We start from the raw sequence: 21,061 nt of genomic DNA, 5'->3' as shown, positions 1-21,061 counted from the left end.
TCAGGGGGCGTCATTTCTGTAGGAGTGATATCAACCATAGCACCAGAGCAATAAATAATCTTTATAACATACTATACCGCGCATGAAGTGCGCAGGTTAGCCCATATGTGGCCTTGCGGCTAATCGGTCAGCAGGTTACGTGAAAAGAGATGAAAATCGACGCCGGGTTTACGCCGCCATAGCCGCGCTTTCCGCGCACCGGTTGCCGCTGTTTCACCGGTCTCTTCAAACATTCCGGAAGCTTCGAAGCGGCGAATCAGGCTTTTGCGTTGAATCGGCTGACCAAGGATGATTTCCGTGGCTTCCAGCAGCTGACCATGGGTAAAGGTCTCCGGCAGACAGTAAACCGGCAGTAAAGAGTACATCGTTTTTTGGCGTAAGCGATGCAGACCGGCGTCGATGATCTTTTGATGATCGAAAGCCAGCGAATAGCTATCCAGCTGCGCTACCGGCACCCAGCGGGCATCGCTGACGCTGGCGATATGCGGCTGACAATCTACCCACGAGATTAACGCAAACCAGGCGATAGTCAGGCTCCAGCCGCGCGGATCGCGATCCGGCCCGGAAAAGGTGTCGAGTTGCTCCAGCCATGGCGGTGAAATCCCGGTTTTTTCCGTGAGCTTACGTAGCGCCGTGGCGCGGGTTGAATCATCGTGCGCCTGGTCGATAAACCCGCCGGGTAGCCCCCAGGCCCCCTGCTGCGGCGGATTAGCGCGCTCAACCAGCAGAACGCACAGCGCCCCTTCATGCAGGGTAAACAGGACGCTATCGACGGTCACCAGCGGCGAGGGAAAGCGGCTGGCATCGTATTGGCTGAGGTATTCGGCATCGGTGGTCATAGAGCGCTCGTAGCGTAAAAGAACGCTGACAAGTGTACCAGCCCCTACCTGAGCAGCAAGTCTCTATTTTTATTATTATTTTTCAATTGGTTAATCCATTTTTCCGCTTAAGTGACATTTAACGCTTGCACTATATGTGTCTTAGGGACATTATTGATTGTGTCTTAGGGACACAATTTAATGAGTAGAGGTCATCATGAGCGAAAAATTTACCCTGGAATTGGATGATGAGGCGTTTACGCTTGCAAGCGGCGCCTTTCCCGATGGCGCTGTGTGGCTGAAGGTAACCGCTCAATTACCGCCTTCCGCCCGTTTGATGCGCATCCGGGCGGTTGCTCTGCGCGACATGAACGATTTTATGCTGCTGGCGCAGCTGGTGGAGGCCGTGCGTCATGTTACCGACGTGGCGTTTAGCCATCTGGAACTGCCGTGGCTGCCGTGGGCGCGTCAGGATCGTCATATGGTGCCGGGAGACAGCTTTGCGCTGAAGGTCTTCGCCCGGCAGCTTAATACCCTTGGCTTTGACAAAGTCGTGGTGCTTGACCCACACAGCGATGCCGCCGCGGCGGCAGTCAATAATATGGTCGCGGTGGCACAACAGCACTGTCTTCTGCAGAGCGCCGGTCTGCGTCAGGCTATTGCTGCCGGGGAGCTGATGCTGGTGGCGCCGGACGCCGGCGCGCTCAAGAAGATTCACCCTGTGGCTAAAGCCTGCGGTGCCGGAGAGTTCGCGATCCTCGGTAAAGAGCGTGACCTTGCCAGCGGCGCGTTAACCGGATTTTCCCTGTTGGCCGGAAATGTAGCGGGGAAAGCAGCGCTTATTGTTGACGACCTGTGCGACGCTGGCGGCACCTTTATCGGCTCGGCGAAGGTGCTGCGCGAGGCGGGCGCCCGCAGCGTGAGTCTGTATGTCACCCACGGTATTTTTTCCAAAGGCGTAGAGCATCTATTGAATAACGGCATCGATGCCGTTTACACCACCACCTCTTTGACTTCTCCTGCCCTGACTCATCCGCAGCTGGAGCTTATCGATATTGACGCCATCTACCGCGCACATTGGGGATAACATGATGAAAATAAATCCGATTCTGGCTATTGATGGTTATAAAGTTTCCCATCGCGTGCAGTATCCGCAGGGGACTACGAAGGTCTACTCAAACTTTACTCCGCGCAGCGATCGTTTTTTCCAGTCGCCGCAGGCCGACGGCAAGCTGGTATTTTTCGGCCTGCAGGGCTTTCTGCAGTGGTTCCTGGTCGATCTGTTTAACGAGGCGTTTTTCGCCCGCCCGGAAGAGGAGGTCGTCAACGAGTATAAGCAGGTGATGGACGGCTATCTGGGGCGCGATACAGTTGGGGTGGAGCCTATTCGTGCTCTGCATCGGCTTGGCTATTTACCATTGCATATCAAAGCGCTGGATGAAGGCACCAAGGTGCCGATGAAAGTACCGGTGCTGACCATCACCAATACGCAACCTGAGTTCTTCTGGCTGGTAAACTATCTGGAAACGGTGCTTTCGGCGGAGCTGTGGAAAGCGTCAACCAACGCAACCATCGCCCACCACTATCGCCTGATTTGCGAACGCTGGGCGGAGAAAACCTGTAGCGATCTGACGCACCTTGATTTCCAATGTCACGACTTTTCGTTTCGGGGAATGTCCGGGCTGCACGACATTGCGCAGTCGGGCTGCGGACATCTGGCCAGTTTCAAAGGTACCGATAGCCTGCCTTCGCTGCTGTATGCCCGTGATTATTACACTCGCGGTGACGATGAGCTCATCGGCGCCAGCATTCCGGCCACGGAACACAGCGTAATGTGTATGGGCGAGCGCGAGCGGGAAATTGAAACCTTTCGCCGGCTGATTACCGAAGTCCACCCGCAGGGTTTCGTCTCTATCGTCTCGGATACCTGGGACTACTGGCAGGTGCTGACCGAATACACCCGCGAGCTGAAGGCGATAATTATGCAGCGTCAGGGGCGAGTCGTATTCCGTCCGGACAGCGGCGATCCGGTGGCGATTCTGTGCGGCACCGCAGCTGACAATGACACCAGCAGCGAGCGCAGCGCCGAGGAGAAAGGCTCCGTAGAGGTTCTGTGGGAAATCTTCGGCGGTACGATTAACGAAAAAGGGTATAAGGTGCTGGATCCGCATGTCGGCCTGATTTACGGCGATTCCATTACCCTTGCCAGAGCGGATGAGATCCTGCGCCGTCTGGAAGCGAAAGGTTTTGCCAGCGCTAATGTGGTATTTGGCGTGGGTTCCTTTACCTACCAGTACAACACCCGCGATACCTTCGGCTTCGCGATGAAAGCGACCTGGGGGGAGGTGAACGGCGAGGGAAGAGCTCTCTTTAAGGAGCCGAAAACCGATAATGGCCTCAAACGCTCAGCGCGCGGTCTGCTGCGCGTGGAACGCGACGCCTTGGGGGAACTGCAGCTGTACGATGGGCAAACGCTGGAACAGGAGCAGCAGGGCGAGTTAAAAACGCGCTTTCTGGATGGCAAGCTGTACGGCTATGCCTCGCTGTCGCAGATCCGCGCCCGGCTGGCGGCACAGCGTTAAGCGGCTGTGAGAGGGATTAAAAAAGGCGGGCGTTCCCGCCTTTTGGTACTGCATCATGCCGTTAGCCTTCCTGGAGCATCTGTTCCAGCTGTTCCTGGGCATCCAGCCAGGCCATCTCACACTCTTCCAGCCCGGACTTCGCGCTAGCCTGCTGCTGTAAACACGCGGTGAGTTCCGCTTTGCGGCTTTGATCGTACAATTCGCTGTCGCCCAGCTTCTCTTCCGCCTGCGCCAGCTGCGCGTTGAACTTCTCCATCTCTTTTTCCAGGCGGGCAATCTCTTTGCGCAGCGGTTGGGTTTGCGTACGCAGCTCGGCTTCCCGGCGTTTCTGATCTTTACGCGCCTGGGCGCTGTTGCCGTTTTCCTTCGGCTCTTCTGAGGCTTGGTTTTCCTGCTTTTGCGTGTCGCTCAGCCACTGCTGGTAGTCTTCAAGATCGCCGTCGAAAGGTTCGACTTTGCTATCGTGCACCAGATAAAGGTCGTCGGTGGTGGAGCGAATCAGATGGCGGTCGTGCGAAACCACCACCAGCGCGCCTTCAAAATCGATTAACGCTTCGGTTAGCGCCTGACGCATATCGAGATCGAGGTGGTTGGTGGGTTCATCAAGCAGCAGCAGATTTGGCCGTTGCCAGACGATTAACGCCAGCACCAGGCGCGCTTTCTCGCCGCCGGAGAAACGCTGCGTCTGTTCGTTGACCTTATCGCTCTGGAAGCCGAAACCGCCCAGGTAGTCGCGCAGTTTCTGCTCTAACTCCTGCGGCGCGAGGCGGGCAAGATGCTGCAGCGGGGATTCATCCGCGCGCAGGAATTCCAGCTGATGCTGAGCGAAGTAGCCAAGCTTGATGCCTTTCGCCAGACCAATTTCACCCTGCAGCGGCTGTAGCTCACCGGCCAGCAGTTTAATCAGCGTTGATTTACCGGCGCCGTTGCGCCCCAGCAGACCGATGCGCGAACCGGGCACCAGATTCAGCTTGATTGAGTCTAGAATCACGCGCTCGCCATAACCGGCGCTAACCTTTTCCATCTTCAGCAGCGGATTGGGCAAGCTTTCCGGCGCGCGGAAGCTAAAGTGGAACGGGTTATCCACGTGGGCAGGCGCGATGAGCTCCATGCGCTCGAGCATTTTGATACGGCTTTGCGCCTGTTTAGCTTTGGTGGCTTTAGCGCGAAAACGGTCGATGTAGCTCTGCAAATGCGCGACGCGCAGCTGCTGGCTTTCGTACATCGACTGTTGCTGCGAAAGGCGGGTCGCGCGCTGCACTTCAAATGAGCTGTAGTTGCCGGTGTACTCGAACATCGTTTGCTGTTCGATATGGATAATTTTGTCGACGATCGGATCGAGAAAGTCGCGATCGTGGGAGATCAGAATCAGGGTTCCCGGGTAGCCTTTGAGCCACTTCTCCAGCCAGATAACCGCGTCGAGATCGAGGTGGTTAGTCGGTTCATCAAGCAGCAGCAGATCGGAACGGCAAATCAGCGCCTGAGCGAGGTTAAGGCGCATACGCCAGCCGCCGGAAAAGTCGCTCACTGGTCTTTCAAGCTGTTCGTTGCTGAAACCGAGTCCGTGGAGCAGGCTGGCCGCGCGTGAGCGGATGGTCCAGGCGTCGATAGCGTCCAGCTTACCGTGTACCGTCGCGATGGCGTGACCGTCATTGCGTTCGTTGGCCGCGTGCAGATCCGCCTCCAGCTTGCGGAATTCGCGATCGCCATCAATAACATAGTCAATAGCCGGCTGCGCAAGCGCAGGTGTTTCCTGGTTAACCCAGGCCAGCTGCCAGCTGCCGGGGAAGGTCATCGAGCCGCCATCGGCGCTAATCTCGTTTTTCAAAAGCGAAAGCAGCGTGGATTTACCGCAGCCGTTTTTACCCACCAGGCCGACTTTTTGCCCTGGGTTGATGGTAGCGGTGGCGTTGTCCAGCAGGACGCGTACGCCGCGACGAATTTGTAAGGAGGAGAAAACAATCATAAGGCGCCGTATGTTCTGACTATGTTAATTTGTCATTATGATAATGTAGTGTGGAGCGAATCGCTCAACCGGGCCGCAATGGTAGCCCAAAATGAAGATGATACACAAAGTCATTCTGGTTGCGTCGGGACGCAGCCGCTGCACAGGCCGCCAGAAGACGTTCGGGAGGGGAAAGATGTCTCAGACAGCGAAAGTTTTGCTGCTGTATGCCCACCCAGAATCTCAGGATTCCGTGGCCAACCGGGTTTTGCTTGAACCGGCCTTACAGTTGTCGAATGTGACCGTGCACGATCTCTACGCGCACTATCCGGATTTTTTTATCGATATCGCCTGTGAGCAGGATCTCCTGCGCCAGCATGAGGTGATTGTTTTCCAGCATCCGCTCTATACCTGGAGCTGCCCGGCGCTGATGAAAGAGTGGCTGGACAGGGTGCTCAGCCGCGGCTTTGCCAGCGGGGCGGGAGGGAATCAGCTGGCGGGAAAGTACTGGCGTAGCGTCATTACCACCGGTGAGCCGGAGAGCGCCTACCGGCGCGATGCCCATCGTTATCCGATGAATGACATTCTCCGTCCTTTTGAATTGACTGCCGGCATGTGCCGTATGCACTGGATGAGCCCGATTATCGTCTACTGGGCGCGTCGGCAATCTCCCGAAGACCTGAAAAGCCGCGCTCGCGCCTACCGCGATTGGCTGGCTAATCCTGTAATGGCTGGAGGTCCAAATGGCGGGAGCTGATTTACTGCTGGCCGGGGTGTTATTTCTGTTTGCCGCGGTGGTGGCGGTACCGCTGGCGGCGAGGCTGGGTATTGGCGCCGTGCTGGGGTATCTGCTGGCCGGTATCGCCATCGGCCCCTGGGGATTAGGGTTCATCAGCGATGTTGATGAAATTCTTCACTTCTCAGAATTAGGCGTCGTCTTTCTGATGTTTATCATCGGACTGGAGTTGAATCCGTCCAAACTGTGGCGGCTGAGAAGCTCAATTTTCGGCGTCGGGGCCGCTCAGGTCGCCTTTAGCGCGCTCATTCTTGGCGGTTTGCTTATGCTGAGCGACTTCTCATGGCGCGCTGCGGTGGTCGGCGGGATTGGGCTGGCGATGTCTTCCACTGCGATGGCGCTGCAGCTGATGCGTGAGAAGGGCATGAGCCGCAGCGAGTCTGGACAGCTGGGTTTCTCGGTATTGCTGTTTCAGGATCTGGCCGTGATTCCGGCTCTGGCGCTGGTTCCATTGCTTGCGGGTTCTGGTGACGACCATTTTAACTGGCTCACCATAGGGATGAAGGTGCTGGCCTTCGGCGGAATGCTGGTTGGCGGTCGTTATCTGCTAAGGCCGGTATTTCGTTTTATCGCCGGATCCGGCGTGCGGGAAGTCTTCACCGCTGCAACGCTACTGCTGGTGCTCGGATCGGCTTTGTTTATGGATGCGCTCGGTTTGTCAATGGCGCTCGGGACCTTTATCGCCGGCGTTCTGCTGGCCGAGAGTGAGTATCGCCACGAGCTGGAAATCGCCATTGATCCATTTAAAGGTCTTCTCCTTGGGTTGTTCTTTATTTCCGTTGGCATGGCGCTGAATCTTGGGGTGCTTTATACCCATTTGCTGTCGGTTGTGGTCAGCGTCGCAGTGCTGGTGACGGTAAAAGGTCTTGTCCTGTATCTTCTGGCGCGGGTATACGGTTTGCGCAGTTCAGAGCGGGTGCAGTTTGCCGGCGTGCTGAGCCAGGGAGGGGAGTTCGCCTTTGTGCTTTTTTCACTACCCGCTTCGCTTCGTCTGTTTCAAAACGATCAGATGGCCCTGCTGCTGGTGACGGTGACGTTGTCGATGATGACCACGCCGCTGTTGATGACGCTAATCGATAAAGTGCTTTCGCGGCGATTGAATCAACCCGAAGAAGAGGGTGAGGCGCCGTGGGTTGAAGATGACAAACCGCAGGTCATTATCGTAGGGTTTGGGCGTTTCGGCCAGGTGATTGGCCGTCTGCTGATGGCGAACAAAATGCGCATCACGGTACTGGAGCGCGATATCAGCGCGGTCAATCTGATGCGTAAATATGGCTATAAAGTCTATTTTGGCGATGCGACGCAGCTGGAGCTCCTGCGCTCGGCGGGCGCCGAAGACGCGCAGTCGATCGTTATCACCTGTAACGAGCCGGAAGATACCATGAAGCTGGTGGAGATGTGTCAACAACACTTTCCACATCTGCACATTCTGGCGCGAGCGCGGGGACGCGTTGAGGCCCATGAGCTGTTGCAGGCGGGAGTGGCGCAATTTTCTCGCGAAACCTTCTCCAGCGCGCTGGAGCTGGGACGAAAAGCGCTGATCTCACTCGGTATGCATCCCCATCAGGCGCAGCGCGCTCAGCTCCACTTTCGGCGTCTTGATATGCGGATGCTGCGCGAGTTAATGCCGGTGCATAGTGATACCCTGCAGATATCCCGCGTGCGGGAAGCCAGACGCGAGCTGGAGGAGATCTTTCAGCGTGAGATGCAAAAAGAGAGCAGGCAGTTAGACGGCTGGGATGAATTTGAATAAAGGTAAATGATATGGCTGTGCGTAAACGTTTTATTGCCGGTGCGAAATGTCCGGCGTGCCAGGCTCAGGATTCACTGGCGATGTGGCGTGAGAATAATGTCGATATTGTTGAGTGCGTTAAGTGCGGGCATCAGATGCGTGAGGCGGATAAAGAGGTCCGCGAGCATGTTCGCAAAGAAGAGCAAGTGATAGGCATTTTTCATCCGGACTAGCGTTATCTATCGGCTTTTTTTAAGCTAGAGGGTACACGGCTGCAGAATTCCGCTACAATCTGCGCCACTATTCTTCCCATGCTCAGGAGATATCATGAAAGTAGCAAAAGACCTGGTGGTCAGCCTGGCCTATCAGGTACGTACAGAAGACGGTGTGTTGGTTGATGAGTCTCCGGTAAGCGCGCCGCTTGACTACCTGCATGGTCACGGTTCCCTGATTTCCGGCCTGGAAAACGCGCTGGACGGCCACGATGTAGGCGACAAATTTGACGTCGAAGTCGGCGCTAATGACGCGTACGGTCAGTACGACGAAAACCTGGTTCAGCGCGTGCCTAAAGACGTATTTATGGGCGTTGATGAGCTGCAGGTTGGCATGCGCTTCCTGGCGGAAACCGATCAGGGTCCGGTACCGGTAGAAATTACCGAAGTGGGTGACGAACACGTTGTTGTTGACGGTAACCACATGCTGGCTGGTCAGAATCTGAAGTTCAACGTTGAAGTTGTCGCAATTCGCGAAGCAACGGCGGAAGAGCTGGAGCATGGTCATGTACACGGTGCTCACGGCCACGATCATGGCCACGACCACGATCATGACGGTTGCTGCGGCGGTCACGGCCATGACCATGGCCACGAACACGGCAAAGGCGGTTGCGGCGGTAACGGCGGCTGTGGTTGTCATTAATTCCGCTACGCTCGCGTTGCGGAATAGAAAAAAGCGGGGAGACCCGCTTTTTTTACGTCTTAATAATGCGGAGGAGGCGTTTCTTCCGCCTGTGAAGCCATGTGTGATGGCTGAGTCGCTTTCAATTTTTCCACCATCAGGCGCATATGTTCGCGCATCCTTGCCATTTCTATCTCGTGGGCGGTGACGGTTTTGTTGAGGTCTTCAATAGTGATTTCCTGAAACGCTAGCCTGCTCTCCAGCTCCGCAAGGCGAGTCTCTAAAGTGCTATCGTGCATGAGTAACCTCTTCTGTCTTATCCTGCGGGCGGATTCTACTGAAGTTTCAGCATCCGTGCAGCATCGTTACGTCTGACGGGAAACTAATTTATACAAAAATAGTCTTAAATGAGGCGATATTCAGGTACGTCTGTATGTTGATTTGTTCTGCAACGTTCTATAGTACGTTTTTTGTTTTTTACGATAACCCTGGGGTGAGATGCCCCGGCCCTGGAGAAATGGATGAAATCACTGTTTAAAGTAACGCTGCTGGCGACCACAATGGCCGTCGCCCTGAATGCACCGCTGAGCTTCGCTGCTGAGACGACAGCGAAAGCGGCACCCGCAACGGACAGCAAATCGGCATTCAAAAATGACGATCAGAAATCTGCTTATGCGCTGGGTGCATCGCTGGGACGTTACATGGAAAACTCCCTGAAAGAACAAGAAAAACTGGGCATCAAATTAGATAAAGATCAGCTGATCGCCGGTGTTCAGGACGCTTTTGCTGATAAGAGCAAACTGTCCGATCAGGAGATCGAACAGACTCTGCAGACGTTTGAAACCCGTGTAAAAACGGCTGCTCAGCAGAAAATGGAAAAAGACGCCTCTGAGAATGAAGCGAAAGGCAAAGCTTACCGTGACGCCTTCGCGAAAGAGAAAGGCGTGAAAACCTCTAAATCTGGCCTGCTGTACAAAGTTGAGAAAGCCGGTACCGGTGAAGCGCCGAAAGACAGCGATACCGTTGTGGTTAACTACAAAGGTACGCTTATCGACGGTAAAGAGTTTGATAACTCCTACACCCGCGGCGAGCCGCTTTCCTTCCGCCTGGACGGCGTGATCCCGGGCTGGACCGAAGGCCTGAAGAACATCAAGAAAGGCGGTAAAATCCAGCTGGTCATTCCACCGGATCTGGCTTACGGCAAAACCGGCGTACCGGGTATCCCGGCGAACTCTACTCTGGTATTTGATGTAGAGCTGCTGGATATTAAACCGGCCCCGAAAGCGGATGCCAAGCCTGAAGCAGCCGCTGAAGCCCCTGCCGCTGACGCTAAGAAGTAATCGGTTTTAAGCCGCCGCCTCCAGAGGCGGCGGCTTTTTTATTGCGGGCAGATATAATTAAAACTGGAAAGAACCTCAGGCGCTGTATTACTTTAGATAGATTAATAATGATGATGAGCCTGCCCTGACGATAACGACAGGCTCCTGAAAAGGAGTGCTTTTTTCCATGTCCAGGTCGCTTTTAACCAACGAGACCAGTGAGCTTGATTTACTGGATCAACGTCCTTTTGACCAGACCGACTTCGATATCCTCAAATCCTATGAAGCGGTAGTGGACGGGTTAGCGATGCTCATCGGTTCCCACTGTGAAATCGTATTGCACTCATTGCAGGACTTAAAATGTTCCGCTATTCGTATCGCCAACGGTGAACACACCGGCCGACAAATCGGCTCGCCAATTACCGACCTTGCGCTGCGCATGCTGCACGATATGACTGGAGCCGATAGCAGCGTTTCCAAATGCTATTTTACCCGCGCCAAAAGCGGTGTGCTGATGAAATCGGTCACAATCGCCATCCGCAACCGTGACCATCGGGTTATCGGCCTGCTGTGCATCAACATGAATCTTGATGTGCCGTTCTCACAAATAATGAGCACCTTTATTCCGCCGGAAACGACGGAGGTAAACTCGCAGGTCAACTTTGCTTCATCGGTTGACGATCTGGTTGCCCAGACGCTTGAGTTCACGATTGAAGAGGTAAACGCTGACCGTAACGTTTCTAACAACGCCAAAAATCGGCAGATCGTCCTGAACCTCTATGAGAAAGGGATCTTTGATATCAAGGATGCCATTAACCAGGTGGCCGATCGGCTGAACATCTCTAAGCACACGGTCTATCTCTACATTCGTCAGTTCAAAAGCGGAGATTTCCAGGGGCTGGAAAAATAATGCGCTTTGCCATTACGGTGACGGGCCCCGCTTACGGTACCCAGCAGGCCAGCAGCGCATTACAGTTTGCCCGAGCCGTTTTGCAGGAAGGGCACGAGCTGCTAAGCATCTTTTTCTATCGTGAAGGCGTCTACAACGCGAATCAGCTTACGGCTCCCGCTAGCGACGAGTTTGATCTGGTTCGGGCCTGGCAGGCGCTGCATGACGAACACGCTGTTTCCTTGCATATCTGTGTAGCCGCAGCTTTACGCCGTGGAATCACTGATGAACAGGAGGCCCGGCAGCTGAGTTTGCCTGCGCATAATTTGCAGCTGGGCTTTACCCTGAGTGGATTGGGCGCGCTGGCGGAAGCCGCGTTAACCTGCGATCGCATGGTGCAGTTCTGATGAAACGCGTAGCCTTTATTTTTTCCTCTGCGCCCCATGGTTCAGCGTCGGGCAGGGAAGGGCTGGACGCCTTGCTGGCAACCTCAGCCCTGACCGAAGAGATCGGCGTTTTCTTCGTGGGCGATGGCGTATTTCAGCTGCTTCCAGAGCAGCGGCCTGCCGCGGTGCTGGCGCGCGACTATATCTCCACCTTCAAACTCTTATCGCTATACGATATCGAACAGTGCTGGATTTGCGCTGCTTCAGCACGGGAGCGCGGTCTGAATTCTGCTACGCCATGGGTCGTTGATGGTGAATGGCTGGAGCCAGAGGCTCTACGCGCCCGGCTTGATGATTTTAACGTGATACTGCGTTTCTGAGGCCTGAATGCTCCACACACTAAGCACATCCCCCTGGCACGCCGATATAGCGACGATGCGCCGTTTGATAAAAGAGGGTGACGATCTTCTCCTGCTGTCGGACGGCGTTATCGCCGCCATCGCGGAAGGGCGTTTCCTTGAAATCCTGCAATCTGCCCCCATCTCCATCTACGCTCTGCAAGAAGATATCGAAGCCCGCGGGCTGACTGGTCAAATTGCGGACAGCGTCATCAGGGTTAGCTATACTGAGTTCGTCAGACTGACCGTCAAACATGCGGGTCAGTTGGCCTGGTAATGGCGGGATTGTTGTATATTTCTTGACACCTTTTCGGCACCGCCCTAAAATTCTGCGTCCTCATATTATATGAGGCGATTTATTACGTGTTTACGAAGCAAAAGCTAAAACCAGGAGCTATTTAATGGCAACAATTAACCAGCTGGTACGCAAACCACGCGCGCGCAAAGTTGCAAAGAGCAACGTGCCGGCGCTGGAAGCCTGCCCGCAGAAACGTGGCGTATGTACTCGTGTATATACCACCACTCCTAAGAAACCGAACTCCGCACTGCGTAAAGTTTGCCGTGTGCGTCTGACTAACGGTTTCGAAGTCACCTCCTACATCGGTGGTGAAGGTCACAACCTGCAGGAGCACTCCGTGATCCTGATCCGTGGCGGTCGTGTTAAAGACCTTCCGGGTGTTCGTTACCACACCGTTCGTGGTGCGCTTGACTGCTCCGGCGTTAAAGACCGTAAGCAAGCTCGCTCCAAGTATGGCGTGAAGCGTCCTAAGGCTTAATGGTTCTCCGTTAAGTAAGGCCAAACGTTTTATATTAATGTCAAACTAAACTCTTAGAGTTTTGGACAATCCTGAATTAACAACGGAGTATTTCCATGCCACGTCGTCGCGTCATTGGTCAGCGTAAAATCCTGCCGGATCCTAAGTTCGGATCAGAACTGCTGGCTAAATTTGTAAATATCCTGATGGTAGATGGTAAAAAATCTACTGCAGAAGCAATCGTATACAGCGCGCTGGAGACCCTGGCTCAGCGCTCTGGTAAAAATGAACTGGAAGCTTTCGAAGTCGCTCTCGACAACGTGCGCCCGACTGTAGAAGTTAAGTCTCGCCGCGTTGGTGGTTCTACTTATCAGGTTCCAGTTGAAGTCCGTCCGGTTCGTCGTAATGCTCTGGCAATGCGTTGGATCGTTGAAGCTGCTCGTAAACGTGGTGATAAATCCATGGCTCTGCGTCTGGCGAACGAACTCTCTGATGCTGCAGACAACAAAGGTACTGCAGTTAAGAAACGTGAAGACGTTCACCGTATGGCAGAAGCCAACAAGGCGTTCGCACACTACCGTTGGTAATCCCTTCGGAGTCATAGTCACCAGACGGGCGCTTCAGATAAGTCGCCCGTTTTGGATAACTTAACTGAACGCCTAAAGAAATAACGAGGAATCAAATGGCTCGTACAACACCCATCGCACGCTACCGTAACATCGGTATCAGTGCGCACATCGACGCCGGTAAAACTACTACTACCGAACGTATTCTGTTCTACACCGGTGTAAACCACAAAATCGGTGAAGTTCATGACGGCGCTGCCACCATGGACTGGATGGAACAGGAGCAGGAGCGTGGTATTACTATCACCTCCGCAGCGACTACTGCATTCTGGTCAGGTATGGCTAAGCAGTATGAACCGCATCGCGTAAACATCATCGACACCCCGGGGCACGTTGACTTCACTATCGAAGTAGAACGTTCCATGCGTGTGCTTGATGGTGCAGTAATGGTTTACTGCGCAGTTGGTGGTGTTCAGCCTCAGTCTGAAACCGTATGGCGTCAGGCAAACAAATATAAAGTTCCGCGCATTGCGTTCGTTAACAAAATGGACCGTATGGGTGCGAACTTCCTGAAAGTTGTTGGTCAGATCAAAACCCGTCTGGGCGCGAACCCTGTTCCGCTGCAGCTGGCGATTGGCGCTGAAGAAGCGTTCACCGGTGTTGTTGACCTGGTGAAAATGAAAGCCATCAACTGGAACGAAGAAGATGCAGGTGTAACCTTCACTTATGAAGATATCCCGGCAGACATGCAGGAACTGGCCGAAGAATGGCACCAGAACCTGATCGAGTCCGCTGCTGAAGCTTCTGAAGAGCTGATGGAGAAATACCTGGGTGGTGAAGAACTGACTGAAGAAGAGATTAAAACTGCTCTGCGTCAGCGCGTTCTGAACAACGAAATCATCCTGGTAACCTGTGGTTCTGCGTTCAAGAACAAAGGTGTTCAGGCGATGCTGGATGCGGTAGTTGACTACCTGCCATCCCCGGTTGACGTACCTGCGATCAACGGTATCCTGGACGACGGTAAAGATACTCCGGCTGAGCGTCACGCTAGCGATGATGAGCCGTTTGCTGCTCTGGCATTCAAAATCGCTACCGACCCGTTCGTGGGTAACCTGACCTTCTTCCGCGTGTACTCCGGTGTGGTTAACTCTGGTGATACCATCCTGAACTCCGTGAAAGCTGCACGTGAGCGTTTCGGTCGTATCGTACAGATGCACGCTAACAAACGTGAAGAGATCAAAGAAGTTCGCGCGGGCGATATCGCTGCTGCTATCGGTCTGAAAGACGTAACTACGGGTGACACTCTGTGCGATCCTAATGCGCCGATCATTCTGGAGCGTATGGAATTCCCTGAGCCGGTAATCTCTATCGCTGTTGAACCGAAAACCAAAGCTGACCAGGAAAAAATGGGTCTGGCTCTGGGCCGTCTGGCTAAAGAAGACCCGTCTTTCCGCGTATGGACTGACGAAGAATCTAACCAGACCATCATCGCCGGTATGGGTGAGCTGCACCTCGACATCATCGTTGACCGTATGAAGCGTGAATTCAACGTTGAAGCGAACGTCGGTAAACCTCAGGTTGCTTACCGCGAAGCGATTCGCGCGAAAGTTACCGATATCGAAGGTAAACACGCTAAACAGTCTGGTGGTCGCGGTCAGTACGGTCACGTCGTTATCGACATGTACCCACTGGAGCCGGGCTCTAACCCGAAAGGTTATGAGTTCATCAACGACATCAAAGGTGGTGTAATTCCTGGCGAATACATCCCGGCCGTTGATAAAGGCATCCAGGAGCAGCTGAAAGCAGGTCCTCTGGCTGGTTATCCGGTAGTTGATCTGGGCGTGCGTCTGCACTTCGGTTCTTACCACGACGTTGACTCCTCTGAACTGGCGTTTAAACTGGCCGCTTCTATTGCCTTTAAAGATGGCTTTAAGAAAGCGAAACCAGTTCTGCTTGAGCCGATCATGAAGGTTGAAGTAGAAACTCCGGAAGAGAACACTGGTGACGTTATCGGTGACCTTAGCCGTCGTCGCGGTATGCTGCGCGGTCAGGAATCCAACGTGACTGGCGTTGTGATCCACGCTGAAGTTCCGCTGTCTGAAATGTTCGGATATGCAACTCAGCTGCGTTCTCTGACCAAAGGTCGTGCTTCTTACTCCATGGAGTTCCTGAAGTATGATGATGCGCCGAACAACGTTGCTCAGGCCGTAATCGAAGCCCGTGGTAAATAAGCCGCAGGGTTAAAACCAAAGTCCCGTGCTCTCTCCAGAAGGGGAGAGCACTATAGTAAGGAATATAGCCGTGTCTAAAGAAAAATTTGAACGTACAAAACCGCACGTCAACGTCGGTACTATCGGCCACGTTGACCATGGTAAAACTACTCTGACCGCTGCAATCACTACCGTTCTGGCTAAAACCTACGGTGGTTCTGCTCGTGCATTCGACCAGATCGATAACGCGCCGGAAGAAAAAGCTCGTGGTATCACCATCAACACTTCTCACGTTGAATATGACACCCCGACTCGCCACTACGCGCACGTAGACTGCCCGGGCCACGCCGACTATGTTAAAAACATGATCACCGGTGCTGCGCAGATGGACGGCGCGATCCTGGTTGTTGCTGCGACTGACGGCCCGATGCCGCAGACTCGTGAGCACATCCTGCTGGGTCGTCAGGTAGGCGTTCCGTACATCATCGTGTTCCTGAACAAATGCGACATGGTTGATGACGAAGAGCTGCTGGAACTGGTTGAAATGGAAGTTCGTGAACTTCTGTCTCAGTACGATTTCCCGGGCGACGACACTCCGATCGTTCGCGGTTCCGCTCTGAAAGCGCTGGAAGGCGACGCAGACTGGGAAGCGAAAATCATCGAACTGGCTGGCTACCTGGATTCTTACATCCCGGAACCAGAGCGTGCGATTGACAAGCCGTTCCTGCTGCCGATCGAAGACGTATTCTCCATCTCCGGTCGTGGTACCGTTGTTACCGGTCGTGTAGAGCGCGGTATCATCAAAGTTGGCGAAGAAGTTGAAATCGTTGGTATCAAAGAGACTGCGAAGTCTACCTGTACTGGCGTTGAAATGTTCCGCAAACTGCTGGACGAAGGCCGTGCTGGTGAGAACGTTGGTGTTCTGCTGCGTGGTATCAAACGTGAAGAAATCGAACGTGGTCAGGTACTGGCTAAGCCGGGTTCCATCAAGCCGCACACCAAGTTCGAATCTGAAGTGTACATTCTGTCCAAAGACGAAGGCGGCCGTCATACTCCGTTCTTCAAAGGCTACCGTCCGCAGTTCTACTTCCGTACAACTGACGTGACTGGCACCATCGAACTGCCGGAAGGCGTAGAGATGGTAATGCCGGGCGACAACATCAAAATGGTTGTTACCCTGATCCACCCGATCGCGATGGACGACGGTCTGCGTTTCGCAATCCGTGAAGGCGGCCGTACCGTTGGCGCGGGCGTTGTTGCTAAAGTTCTGGGCTAATAATAAGTTCTGAATTAAAAAGGGCGCTAAGGCGCCCTTTTTGCTGCCTGCTATTTGTGAGTTGCAGCACGATGACCAGCAGCAAATAGATTAAATGTTTATTTAATAGACACGCTATTGTAATCATAACTATTCTCATTTACACTTTGTTTGTAAGTTGAACGGGAGTATATATGTACGTTTGTCTGTGTAATGGTGTGAACGATAAAAAAATTCGCCAGGCTGTGCGCCAATTCAATCCTCAGTCTTTTCAGCAACTGAGAAAATTTATTCCCGTTGGAAATCAATGCGGTAAGTGCGTTCGCGCGGCGCGCGAAATTATGGAAGATGAATTAACCCGCATGCCGGAATATCAAGAGATCGCCTGAAGCCCCTCAGCTTTACTTTGACATCCCTATAGCTCGAACTACGCTTCAATAAGTGGAAGCGGAGGGACTATATAATGAAAGGTGATGTCAAAATCATAAGTTATCTCAATAAATTATTGGGAAATGAGCTTGTCGCAATTAATCAATACTTTCTCCATGCGAGAATGTTCAAGAACTGGGGCCTGATGCGCCTCAATGATGTCGAATACCACGAATCTATCGATGAAATGAAGCACGCCGATAAGTATATTGAGCGCATTTTGTTTCTCGAAGGGATCCCGAATCTGCAGGATCTCGGCAAACTCCGCATCGGGGAAGACGTCGAGGAGATGCTGCAATCCGACCTGAGGCTGGAGCTTGAAGGGGCGAAGGATCTACGCGAGGCCATTGCCTATGCCGATAGCGTCCATGACTACGTCAGCCGTGATATGTTAATCACCATCCTTGCAGATGAAGAGGGCCATATCGATTGGCTGGAAACCGAATTGGACCTGATAGGCAAAATTGGTCTGCAGAATTATCTTCAGTCGCAGATTAAAGTGGCTGACTGATAAACGCCTGCCATCCACAGAACACACCCGCTGCGGCCAGGAAAGGGCCAAAAGGCAGCGGGTAGTGTAGCGTCTGCCTTGTTCTTGTGCACAAAGTCAGCGCCGTTACGGCAGCGCAGGCCAGAATAGCTGCTATGAGAACAAGCTGCGGTAAAACTTTCCACCCATGCCATGCCCCAAGCGCGGCGAGAAATTTTATATCGCCGTAGCCGATGCCTTCTCGCCCGCGTATTCCCCTGTAGAGCCAATAGATCAACCCGAAGGCCAGATAGCCGCCTATCGCACCCCAGACGGCATGTACCAGATTAGCCGGCGACAGACAGAGATAATAAAGCAATCCACTCCACAGCAGAGGGCAGGTAAATTTATCGGGTAGCAAGCCGTAGCGCAGGTCGTGCCAACAAAGCGTGAGTAATAACCCGCCATGGATAATAAAGAATGCAAAGGTCGCTACTGTCATCGATTGTTCCCGCGTTGTGGCCTCAGTGACCGAGTGTGATGCTGATACGGGGTTTCTGGCAAAAGGCAATAAACAGGAGTGGATACCCTAATCCAGAGTTTTTACTGGTCTTTCATGGTATTGCAGTAAACGCGGATGCGTGCTCCCGGAAACAGGTGATGATTTTGTACGCAGCCCTTGCGTTGTATCTGAATTTGCGTATAATGCGCGGGCCTGTCAAAGTTGACGGCCGGTTCGATATGAACCCCGGTAGCAGCAACACGCTACCAAACAATGTTCCCAATTGGGGAACTATGTAAGAACGGTTACACTCTCCCATCAATCGTAATGGGTATGAGGAGTAACCATTTCGTCTATAAAATAATTGGAGCTCTGGTCTCATGCAGAACCAAAGAATCCGTATCCGCCTTAAAGCGTTTGATCATCGTCTGATCGATCAATCAACCGCGGAAATCGTCGAGACTGCTAAGCGCACTGGTGCGCAAGTCCGTGGTCCGATCCCGCTGCCGACCCGCAAAGAGCGCTTTACCGTTCTGATTTCTCCGCACGTCAACAAAGATGCGCGCGATCAGTACGAAATCCGCACTCATAAGCGTCTGGTTGACATCGTTGAGCCAACTGAAAAAACCGTTGATGCTCTGATGCGTCTGGATCTGGCTGCCGGTGTAGACGTGCAGATCAGCCTGGGTTAATCAGGTCATCGAGCGATTGAGAGGTTGAAACAATGATTGGTTTAGTCGGTAAAAAAGTGGGCATGACCCGCATCTTCACTGAAGATGGCGTATCTATCCCAGTAACCGTAATCGAAGTTGAAGCAAACCGCGTTACTCAGGTTAAAGATCTGGCTAACGATGGCTACCGTGCCGTTCAGGTTACCACTGGTGCTAAAAAAGCTAACCGTGTAACTAAACCGGAAGCGGGTCACTTCGCTAAAGCTGGCGTTGAAGCTGGCCGTGGTCTGTGGGAATTCCGTCTGGCTGACGGCGAAGAGTTCACCGTAGGTCAGGACATTAGCGTTGAGCTGTTTGCTGACGTTAAAAAAGTTGACGTAACCGGTACCTCTAAAGGTAAAGGTTTTGCTGGTACCGTTAAGCGCTGGAACTTCCGTACCCAAGACGCAACTCACGGTAACTCCTTGTCTCACCGCGTTCCGGGTTCTATCGGTCAGAACCAGACTCCGGGCAAAGTGTTCAAAGGCAAGAAAATGGCAGGTCAGCTGGGTAACGAACGTGTCACCGTTCAGAGCCTGGACGTAGTACGTGTTGACGCTGAGCGCAACCTGCTGCTGGTTAAAGGCGCGGTCCCGGGTGCAACCGGTAGCGACCTGATCGTTAAACCAGCTGTGAAGGCGTAAGGGGATAGCAATGGAATTAGTATTGAAAGACGCGCAGAGCGCGCTGACTGTTTCCGAAACTACCTTCGGTCGTGATTTCAACGAAGCGCTGGTTCACCAGGTTGTAGTTGCTTATGCAGCTGGTGCTCGTCAGGGTACTCGTGCTCAGAAGACTCGTGCTGAAGTAACTGGTTCAGGCAAAAAGCCGTGGCGCCAGAAAGGTACCGGCCGTGCGCGTTCAGGTTCTATCAAGAGCCCGATCTGGCGTTCAGGTGGCGTGACCTTCGCTGCGCGTCCGCAGGACCACAGTCAAAAAGTTAACAAAAAGATGTACCGCGGCGCGCTGAAAAGCATTCTGTCCGAACTGGTACGTCAGGATCGTCTGATCGTTGTCGAATCTTTCTCTGTAGAAGCGCCTAAAACTAAGCTGCTGGCACAGAAACTGAAAGACATGGCTCTGGAAGATGTGCTGATCATCACCGGTGAGCTGGACGAGAACCTGTTCCTTGCTGCGCGCAACCTGCACAAGGTTGACGTACGTGATGCAACTGGTATCGACCCGGTTAGCCTGATCGCCTTCGACAAAGTCGTAATGACTGCTGATGCTGTTAAGCAAGTTGAGGAGATGCTGGCATGATTCGTGAAGAACGTCTGCTGAAGGTGCTGCGCGCACCGCACGTTTCTGAAAAAGCGTCTACTGCGATGGAAAAAACCAATACCATCGTTCTCAAAGTTGCTAAAGACGCGACCAAAGCAGAGATCAAAGCTGCTGTGCAGAAACTGTTTGAAGTCGAAGTCGAAGTCGTTAACACCCTGGTTGTTAAAGGGAAAGTTAAACGTCACGGACAGCGTATCGGTCGTCGTAGCGACTGGAAAAAAGCTTACGTCACCCTGAAGGAAGGCCAGAATCTGGACTTCGTCGGCGGCGCTGAGTAAGTCGGAGGAGTAATACAATGGCAGTTGTTAAATGTAAACCGACATCTCCGGGTCGTCGCCACGTTGTTAAAGTGGTCAACCCAGAGCTGCACAAGGGCAAACCTTTTGCTCCGCTGGTTGAAAAAAACAGCAAATCCGGTGGTCGTAACAACAATGGCCGTATCACCACCCGTCATATCGGTGGTGGTCACAAACAGGCCTACCGTATTGTTGACTTCAAACGCAACAAAGATGGTATCCCGGCAGTTGTTGAACGTCTTGAGTACGATCCGAACCGCTCCGCGAACATCGCGCTGGTTCTGTACAAAGATGGTGAGCGCCGTTACATTCTGGCCCCTAAAGGCCTGAAAGCTGGCGACCAGATTCAATCTGGCGTTGATGCTGCAATCAAAGCAGGCAACACCCTGCCGATGCGCAATATCCCGGTTGGTTCTACCGTTCATAACGTAGAAATGAAACCAGGTAAAGGCGGTCAGCTGGCGCGTTCCGCTGGTACTTACGTTCAGATCGTTGCTCGCGATGGTGCTTATGTCACCCTGCGTCTGCGCTCTGGTGAAATGCGTAAAGTCGAAGCAGACTGCCGCGCTACTCTGGGCGAAGTTGGCAATGCTGAGCATATGCTGCGCGTTCTGGGTAAAGCAGGTGCTGCACGCTGGCGTGGTGTTCGTCCTACCGTTCGCGGTACTGCGATGAACCCAGTCGACCACCCACATGGTGGTGGTGAAGGTCGTAACTTTGGTAAGCACCCGGTAACTCCGTGGGGCGTTCAGACCAAAGGTAAGAAGACCCGCAGCAACAAGCGTACTGATAAATTCATCGTACGTCGCCGTAGCAAATAATTTTAGAG

26 protein-coding genes are annotated in these 21,061 nt (G+C 53.2%); 22 read left to right on the top strand and 4 right to left on the bottom strand.

Translation table 11 applies throughout. From position 1 onward, the window contains the following. Positions 1-119: 119 nt before the first annotated feature. Positions 120-839, bottom strand: a complete 720-nt coding sequence (locus KCG39_RS16345) for an NUDIX hydrolase (protein WP_004125960.1) — start codon at positions 837-839, stop codon at positions 120-122. 196 nt (positions 840-1,035) lie between these two features. Between KCG39_RS16345 and prs the strand changes: the two genes are divergently transcribed. Continuing rightward, positions 1,036-1,905 carry a ribose-phosphate diphosphokinase gene (gene prs / locus KCG39_RS16340; protein ID WP_004125959.1) on the top strand — a complete coding sequence of 290 codons (870 nt, stop codon included), beginning with the start codon at positions 1,036-1,038 and terminating at the stop codon, positions 1,903-1,905. A gap of 4 nt (positions 1,906-1,909) precedes the next feature. Then, positions 1,910-3,400 (top strand): nicotinate phosphoribosyltransferase, encoded by a 1,491-nt coding sequence (locus KCG39_RS16335; RefSeq protein WP_142468114.1) that lies wholly within the window; start codon positions 1,910-1,912, stop codon positions 3,398-3,400. 61 nt (positions 3,401-3,461) lie between these two features. Here KCG39_RS16335 and KCG39_RS16330 read toward each other — a convergent pair whose 3' ends face one another. Then, complete coding sequence (locus KCG39_RS16330) at positions 3,462-5,366, bottom strand: ABC transporter ATP-binding protein (RefSeq protein ID WP_004125957.1); 1,905 nt, start codon at positions 5,364-5,366, stop codon at positions 3,462-3,464. Positions 5,367-5,541: 175 nt separating this feature from the next. On the opposite strand from KCG39_RS16330, the gene kefG reads away from it, so the two are divergent. From kefG to slyD, 4 genes are all read left to right on the top strand, one after another. Then, the gene (gene kefG, locus KCG39_RS16325) at positions 5,542-6,102 is read left to right on the top strand and encodes a glutathione-regulated potassium-efflux system ancillary protein KefG (protein ID WP_004125956.1); all 561 of its coding nucleotides are present in this window, start codon (positions 5,542-5,544) and stop codon (positions 6,100-6,102) included. Beyond that, positions 6,089-7,894 (top strand): glutathione-regulated potassium-efflux system protein KefB, encoded by a 1,806-nt coding sequence (gene kefB / locus KCG39_RS16320; RefSeq protein ID WP_142468106.1) that lies wholly within the window; start codon positions 6,089-6,091, stop codon positions 7,892-7,894. The genes kefG and kefB overlap by 14 nt, the downstream gene beginning before the upstream one ends. 11 nt (positions 7,895-7,905) lie before the next feature. Beyond that, a complete protein-coding gene (locus KCG39_RS16315; protein ID WP_004106389.1) occupies positions 7,906-8,106 on the top strand; it encodes a YheV family putative zinc ribbon protein in 201 nt (66 codons plus the stop codon). Between the two features lie 94 nt (positions 8,107-8,200). Further along, the gene (slyD, locus tag KCG39_RS16310) at positions 8,201-8,788 is read left to right on the top strand and encodes a peptidylprolyl isomerase (RefSeq protein ID WP_004125951.1); all 588 of its coding nucleotides are present in this window, start codon (positions 8,201-8,203) and stop codon (positions 8,786-8,788) included. Positions 8,789-8,847: 59 nt separating this feature from the next. Here slyD and KCG39_RS16305 read toward each other — a convergent pair whose 3' ends face one another. Next, complete coding sequence (locus KCG39_RS16305; protein WP_004106384.1) at positions 8,848-9,066, bottom strand: protein SlyX; 219 nt, start codon at positions 9,064-9,066, stop codon at positions 8,848-8,850. Positions 9,067-9,288: 222 nt separating this feature from the next. Between KCG39_RS16305 and fkpA the strand changes: the two genes are divergently transcribed. The 11 genes from fkpA to bfr all read left to right on the top strand — a co-directional run bounded on the left by fkpA (position 9,289) and on the right by bfr (position 17,485). Continuing rightward, a complete protein-coding gene (gene fkpA, locus KCG39_RS16300; protein WP_004125943.1) occupies positions 9,289-10,107 on the top strand; it encodes an FKBP-type peptidyl-prolyl cis-trans isomerase in 819 nt (272 codons plus the stop codon). Positions 10,108-10,273: 166 nt separating this feature from the next. Continuing rightward, entirely contained in the window at positions 10,274-10,996 is a 723-nt protein-coding gene (locus KCG39_RS16295) for a helix-turn-helix transcriptional regulator (RefSeq protein WP_004125940.1), read from the top strand. Beyond that, positions 10,996-11,382 (top strand): sulfurtransferase complex subunit TusD, encoded by a 387-nt coding sequence (gene tusD, locus KCG39_RS16290; protein ID WP_087828653.1) that lies wholly within the window; start codon positions 10,996-10,998, stop codon positions 11,380-11,382. The genes KCG39_RS16295 and tusD overlap by 1 nt, the downstream gene beginning before the upstream one ends. Next, positions 11,382-11,741, top strand: a complete 360-nt coding sequence (gene tusC / locus KCG39_RS16285) for a sulfurtransferase complex subunit TusC (RefSeq protein ID WP_004125933.1) — start codon at positions 11,382-11,384, stop codon at positions 11,739-11,741. Before tusD ends, tusC begins: the two co-directional genes overlap by 1 nt. 7 nt (positions 11,742-11,748) lie before the next feature. Next, a complete protein-coding gene (gene tusB / locus KCG39_RS16280) occupies positions 11,749-12,036 on the top strand; it encodes a sulfurtransferase complex subunit TusB (protein ID WP_004125931.1) in 288 nt (95 codons plus the stop codon). A 124-nt stretch (positions 12,037-12,160) separates the two neighbouring features. Continuing rightward, complete coding sequence (gene rpsL / locus KCG39_RS16275) at positions 12,161-12,535, top strand: 30S ribosomal protein S12 (protein ID WP_002920115.1); 375 nt, start codon at positions 12,161-12,163, stop codon at positions 12,533-12,535. A gap of 95 nt (positions 12,536-12,630) precedes the next feature. Continuing rightward, entirely contained in the window at positions 12,631-13,101 is a 471-nt protein-coding gene (gene rpsG / locus KCG39_RS16270) for a 30S ribosomal protein S7 (RefSeq protein WP_004106370.1), read from the top strand. A gap of 95 nt (positions 13,102-13,196) precedes the next feature. Then, positions 13,197-15,311, top strand: a complete 2,115-nt coding sequence (gene fusA, locus KCG39_RS16265) for an elongation factor G (protein ID WP_004115957.1) — start codon at positions 13,197-13,199, stop codon at positions 15,309-15,311. Positions 15,312-15,381: 70 nt separating this feature from the next. Further along, positions 15,382-16,566, top strand: a complete 1,185-nt coding sequence (gene tuf, locus KCG39_RS16260) for an elongation factor Tu (protein WP_004097636.1) — start codon at positions 15,382-15,384, stop codon at positions 16,564-16,566. A 173-nt stretch (positions 16,567-16,739) separates the two neighbouring features. Next, entirely contained in the window at positions 16,740-16,934 is a 195-nt protein-coding gene (gene bfd, locus KCG39_RS16255) for a bacterioferritin-associated ferredoxin (protein WP_004125913.1), read from the top strand. A 74-nt stretch (positions 16,935-17,008) separates the two neighbouring features. Further along, a complete protein-coding gene (gene bfr / locus KCG39_RS16250; protein ID WP_004125910.1) occupies positions 17,009-17,485 on the top strand; it encodes a bacterioferritin in 477 nt (158 codons plus the stop codon). Here the strand turns inward: bfr and KCG39_RS16245 are convergent. Continuing rightward, on the bottom strand, positions 17,469-17,945 hold the full coding sequence (locus KCG39_RS16245; protein ID WP_004125908.1) for a prepilin peptidase: 477 nt from the start codon (positions 17,943-17,945) through the stop codon (positions 17,469-17,471). The genes bfr and KCG39_RS16245 overlap by 17 nt on opposite strands. Before the next feature lie 380 nt (positions 17,946-18,325). On the opposite strand from KCG39_RS16245, the gene rpsJ reads away from it, so the two are divergent. From rpsJ to rplB, 5 genes are read left to right on the top strand one after another with little or no spacing between them, the layout of a single operon-like run. Next, complete coding sequence (rpsJ, locus tag KCG39_RS16240) at positions 18,326-18,637, top strand: 30S ribosomal protein S10 (protein ID WP_001181005.1); 312 nt, start codon at positions 18,326-18,328, stop codon at positions 18,635-18,637. A 32-nt stretch (positions 18,638-18,669) separates the two neighbouring features. Further along, positions 18,670-19,299, top strand: a complete 630-nt coding sequence (gene rplC / locus KCG39_RS16235) for a 50S ribosomal protein L3 (RefSeq protein WP_004106354.1) — start codon at positions 18,670-18,672, stop codon at positions 19,297-19,299. 10 nt (positions 19,300-19,309) lie between these two features. Then, complete coding sequence (gene rplD / locus KCG39_RS16230; protein ID WP_003031119.1) at positions 19,310-19,915, top strand: 50S ribosomal protein L4; 606 nt, start codon at positions 19,310-19,312, stop codon at positions 19,913-19,915. Next, positions 19,912-20,214: a 50S ribosomal protein L23 gene (gene rplW, locus KCG39_RS16225; RefSeq protein ID WP_000617546.1), complete on the top strand. Its 303-nt coding sequence runs from the start codon at positions 19,912-19,914 to the stop codon at positions 20,212-20,214. Before rplD ends, rplW begins: the two co-directional genes overlap by 4 nt. Positions 20,215-20,231: 17 nt before the next feature. After that, complete coding sequence (gene rplB / locus KCG39_RS16220) at positions 20,232-21,053, top strand: 50S ribosomal protein L2 (RefSeq protein ID WP_000301869.1); 822 nt, start codon at positions 20,232-20,234, stop codon at positions 21,051-21,053. Positions 21,054-21,061 lie beyond the last annotated feature (8 nt).

This window comes from Klebsiella pasteurii (assembly GCF_018139045.1).
Taxonomy (GTDB): domain Bacteria; phylum Pseudomonadota; class Gammaproteobacteria; order Enterobacterales; family Enterobacteriaceae; genus Klebsiella; species Klebsiella grimontii.
The sequence above is the reverse complement of the archived record's forward strand: the minus strand, read 5'-3'. Positions and strand labels throughout refer to the sequence as shown.

Coding starts and splice junctions, on each gene's coding strand:
- KCG39_RS16345 (WP_004125960.1), bottom strand. CDS start 839: ATGACCACCGATGCCGAATACCTCAGCCAATACGATGCCAGCCGCTTT.
- prs (WP_004125959.1), top strand. CDS start 1,036: ATGAGCGAAAAATTTACCCTGGAATTGGATGATGAGGCGTTTACGCTT.
- KCG39_RS16335 (WP_142468114.1), top strand. CDS start 1,910: ATGAAAATAAATCCGATTCTGGCTATTGATGGTTATAAAGTTTCCCAT.
- KCG39_RS16330 (WP_004125957.1), bottom strand. CDS start 5,366: ATGATTGTTTTCTCCTCCTTACAAATTCGTCGCGGCGTACGCGTCCTG.
- kefG (WP_004125956.1), top strand. CDS start 5,542: ATGTCTCAGACAGCGAAAGTTTTGCTGCTGTATGCCCACCCAGAATCT.
- kefB (WP_142468106.1), top strand. CDS start 6,089: ATGGCGGGAGCTGATTTACTGCTGGCCGGGGTGTTATTTCTGTTTGCC.
- KCG39_RS16315 (WP_004106389.1), top strand. CDS start 7,906: ATGGCTGTGCGTAAACGTTTTATTGCCGGTGCGAAATGTCCGGCGTGC.
- slyD (WP_004125951.1), top strand. CDS start 8,201: ATGAAAGTAGCAAAAGACCTGGTGGTCAGCCTGGCCTATCAGGTACGT.
- KCG39_RS16305 (WP_004106384.1), bottom strand. CDS start 9,066: ATGCACGATAGCACTTTAGAGACTCGCCTTGCGGAGCTGGAGAGCAGG.
- fkpA (WP_004125943.1), top strand. CDS start 9,289: ATGAAATCACTGTTTAAAGTAACGCTGCTGGCGACCACAATGGCCGTC.
- KCG39_RS16295 (WP_004125940.1), top strand. CDS start 10,274: ATGTCCAGGTCGCTTTTAACCAACGAGACCAGTGAGCTTGATTTACTG.
- tusD (WP_087828653.1), top strand. CDS start 10,996: ATGCGCTTTGCCATTACGGTGACGGGCCCCGCTTACGGTACCCAGCAG.
- tusC (WP_004125933.1), top strand. CDS start 11,382: ATGAAACGCGTAGCCTTTATTTTTTCCTCTGCGCCCCATGGTTCAGCG.
- tusB (WP_004125931.1), top strand. CDS start 11,749: ATGCTCCACACACTAAGCACATCCCCCTGGCACGCCGATATAGCGACG.
- rpsL (WP_002920115.1), top strand. CDS start 12,161: ATGGCAACAATTAACCAGCTGGTACGCAAACCACGCGCGCGCAAAGTT.
- rpsG (WP_004106370.1), top strand. CDS start 12,631: ATGCCACGTCGTCGCGTCATTGGTCAGCGTAAAATCCTGCCGGATCCT.
- fusA (WP_004115957.1), top strand. CDS start 13,197: ATGGCTCGTACAACACCCATCGCACGCTACCGTAACATCGGTATCAGT.
- bfd (WP_004125913.1), top strand. CDS start 16,740: ATGTACGTTTGTCTGTGTAATGGTGTGAACGATAAAAAAATTCGCCAG.
- bfr (WP_004125910.1), top strand. CDS start 17,009: ATGAAAGGTGATGTCAAAATCATAAGTTATCTCAATAAATTATTGGGA.
- KCG39_RS16245 (WP_004125908.1), bottom strand. CDS start 17,945: ATGACAGTAGCGACCTTTGCATTCTTTATTATCCATGGCGGGTTATTA.
- rpsJ (WP_001181005.1), top strand. CDS start 18,326: ATGCAGAACCAAAGAATCCGTATCCGCCTTAAAGCGTTTGATCATCGT.
- rplC (WP_004106354.1), top strand. CDS start 18,670: ATGATTGGTTTAGTCGGTAAAAAAGTGGGCATGACCCGCATCTTCACT.
- rplD (WP_003031119.1), top strand. CDS start 19,310: ATGGAATTAGTATTGAAAGACGCGCAGAGCGCGCTGACTGTTTCCGAA.
- rplW (WP_000617546.1), top strand. CDS start 19,912: ATGATTCGTGAAGAACGTCTGCTGAAGGTGCTGCGCGCACCGCACGTT.
- rplB (WP_000301869.1), top strand. CDS start 20,232: ATGGCAGTTGTTAAATGTAAACCGACATCTCCGGGTCGTCGCCACGTT.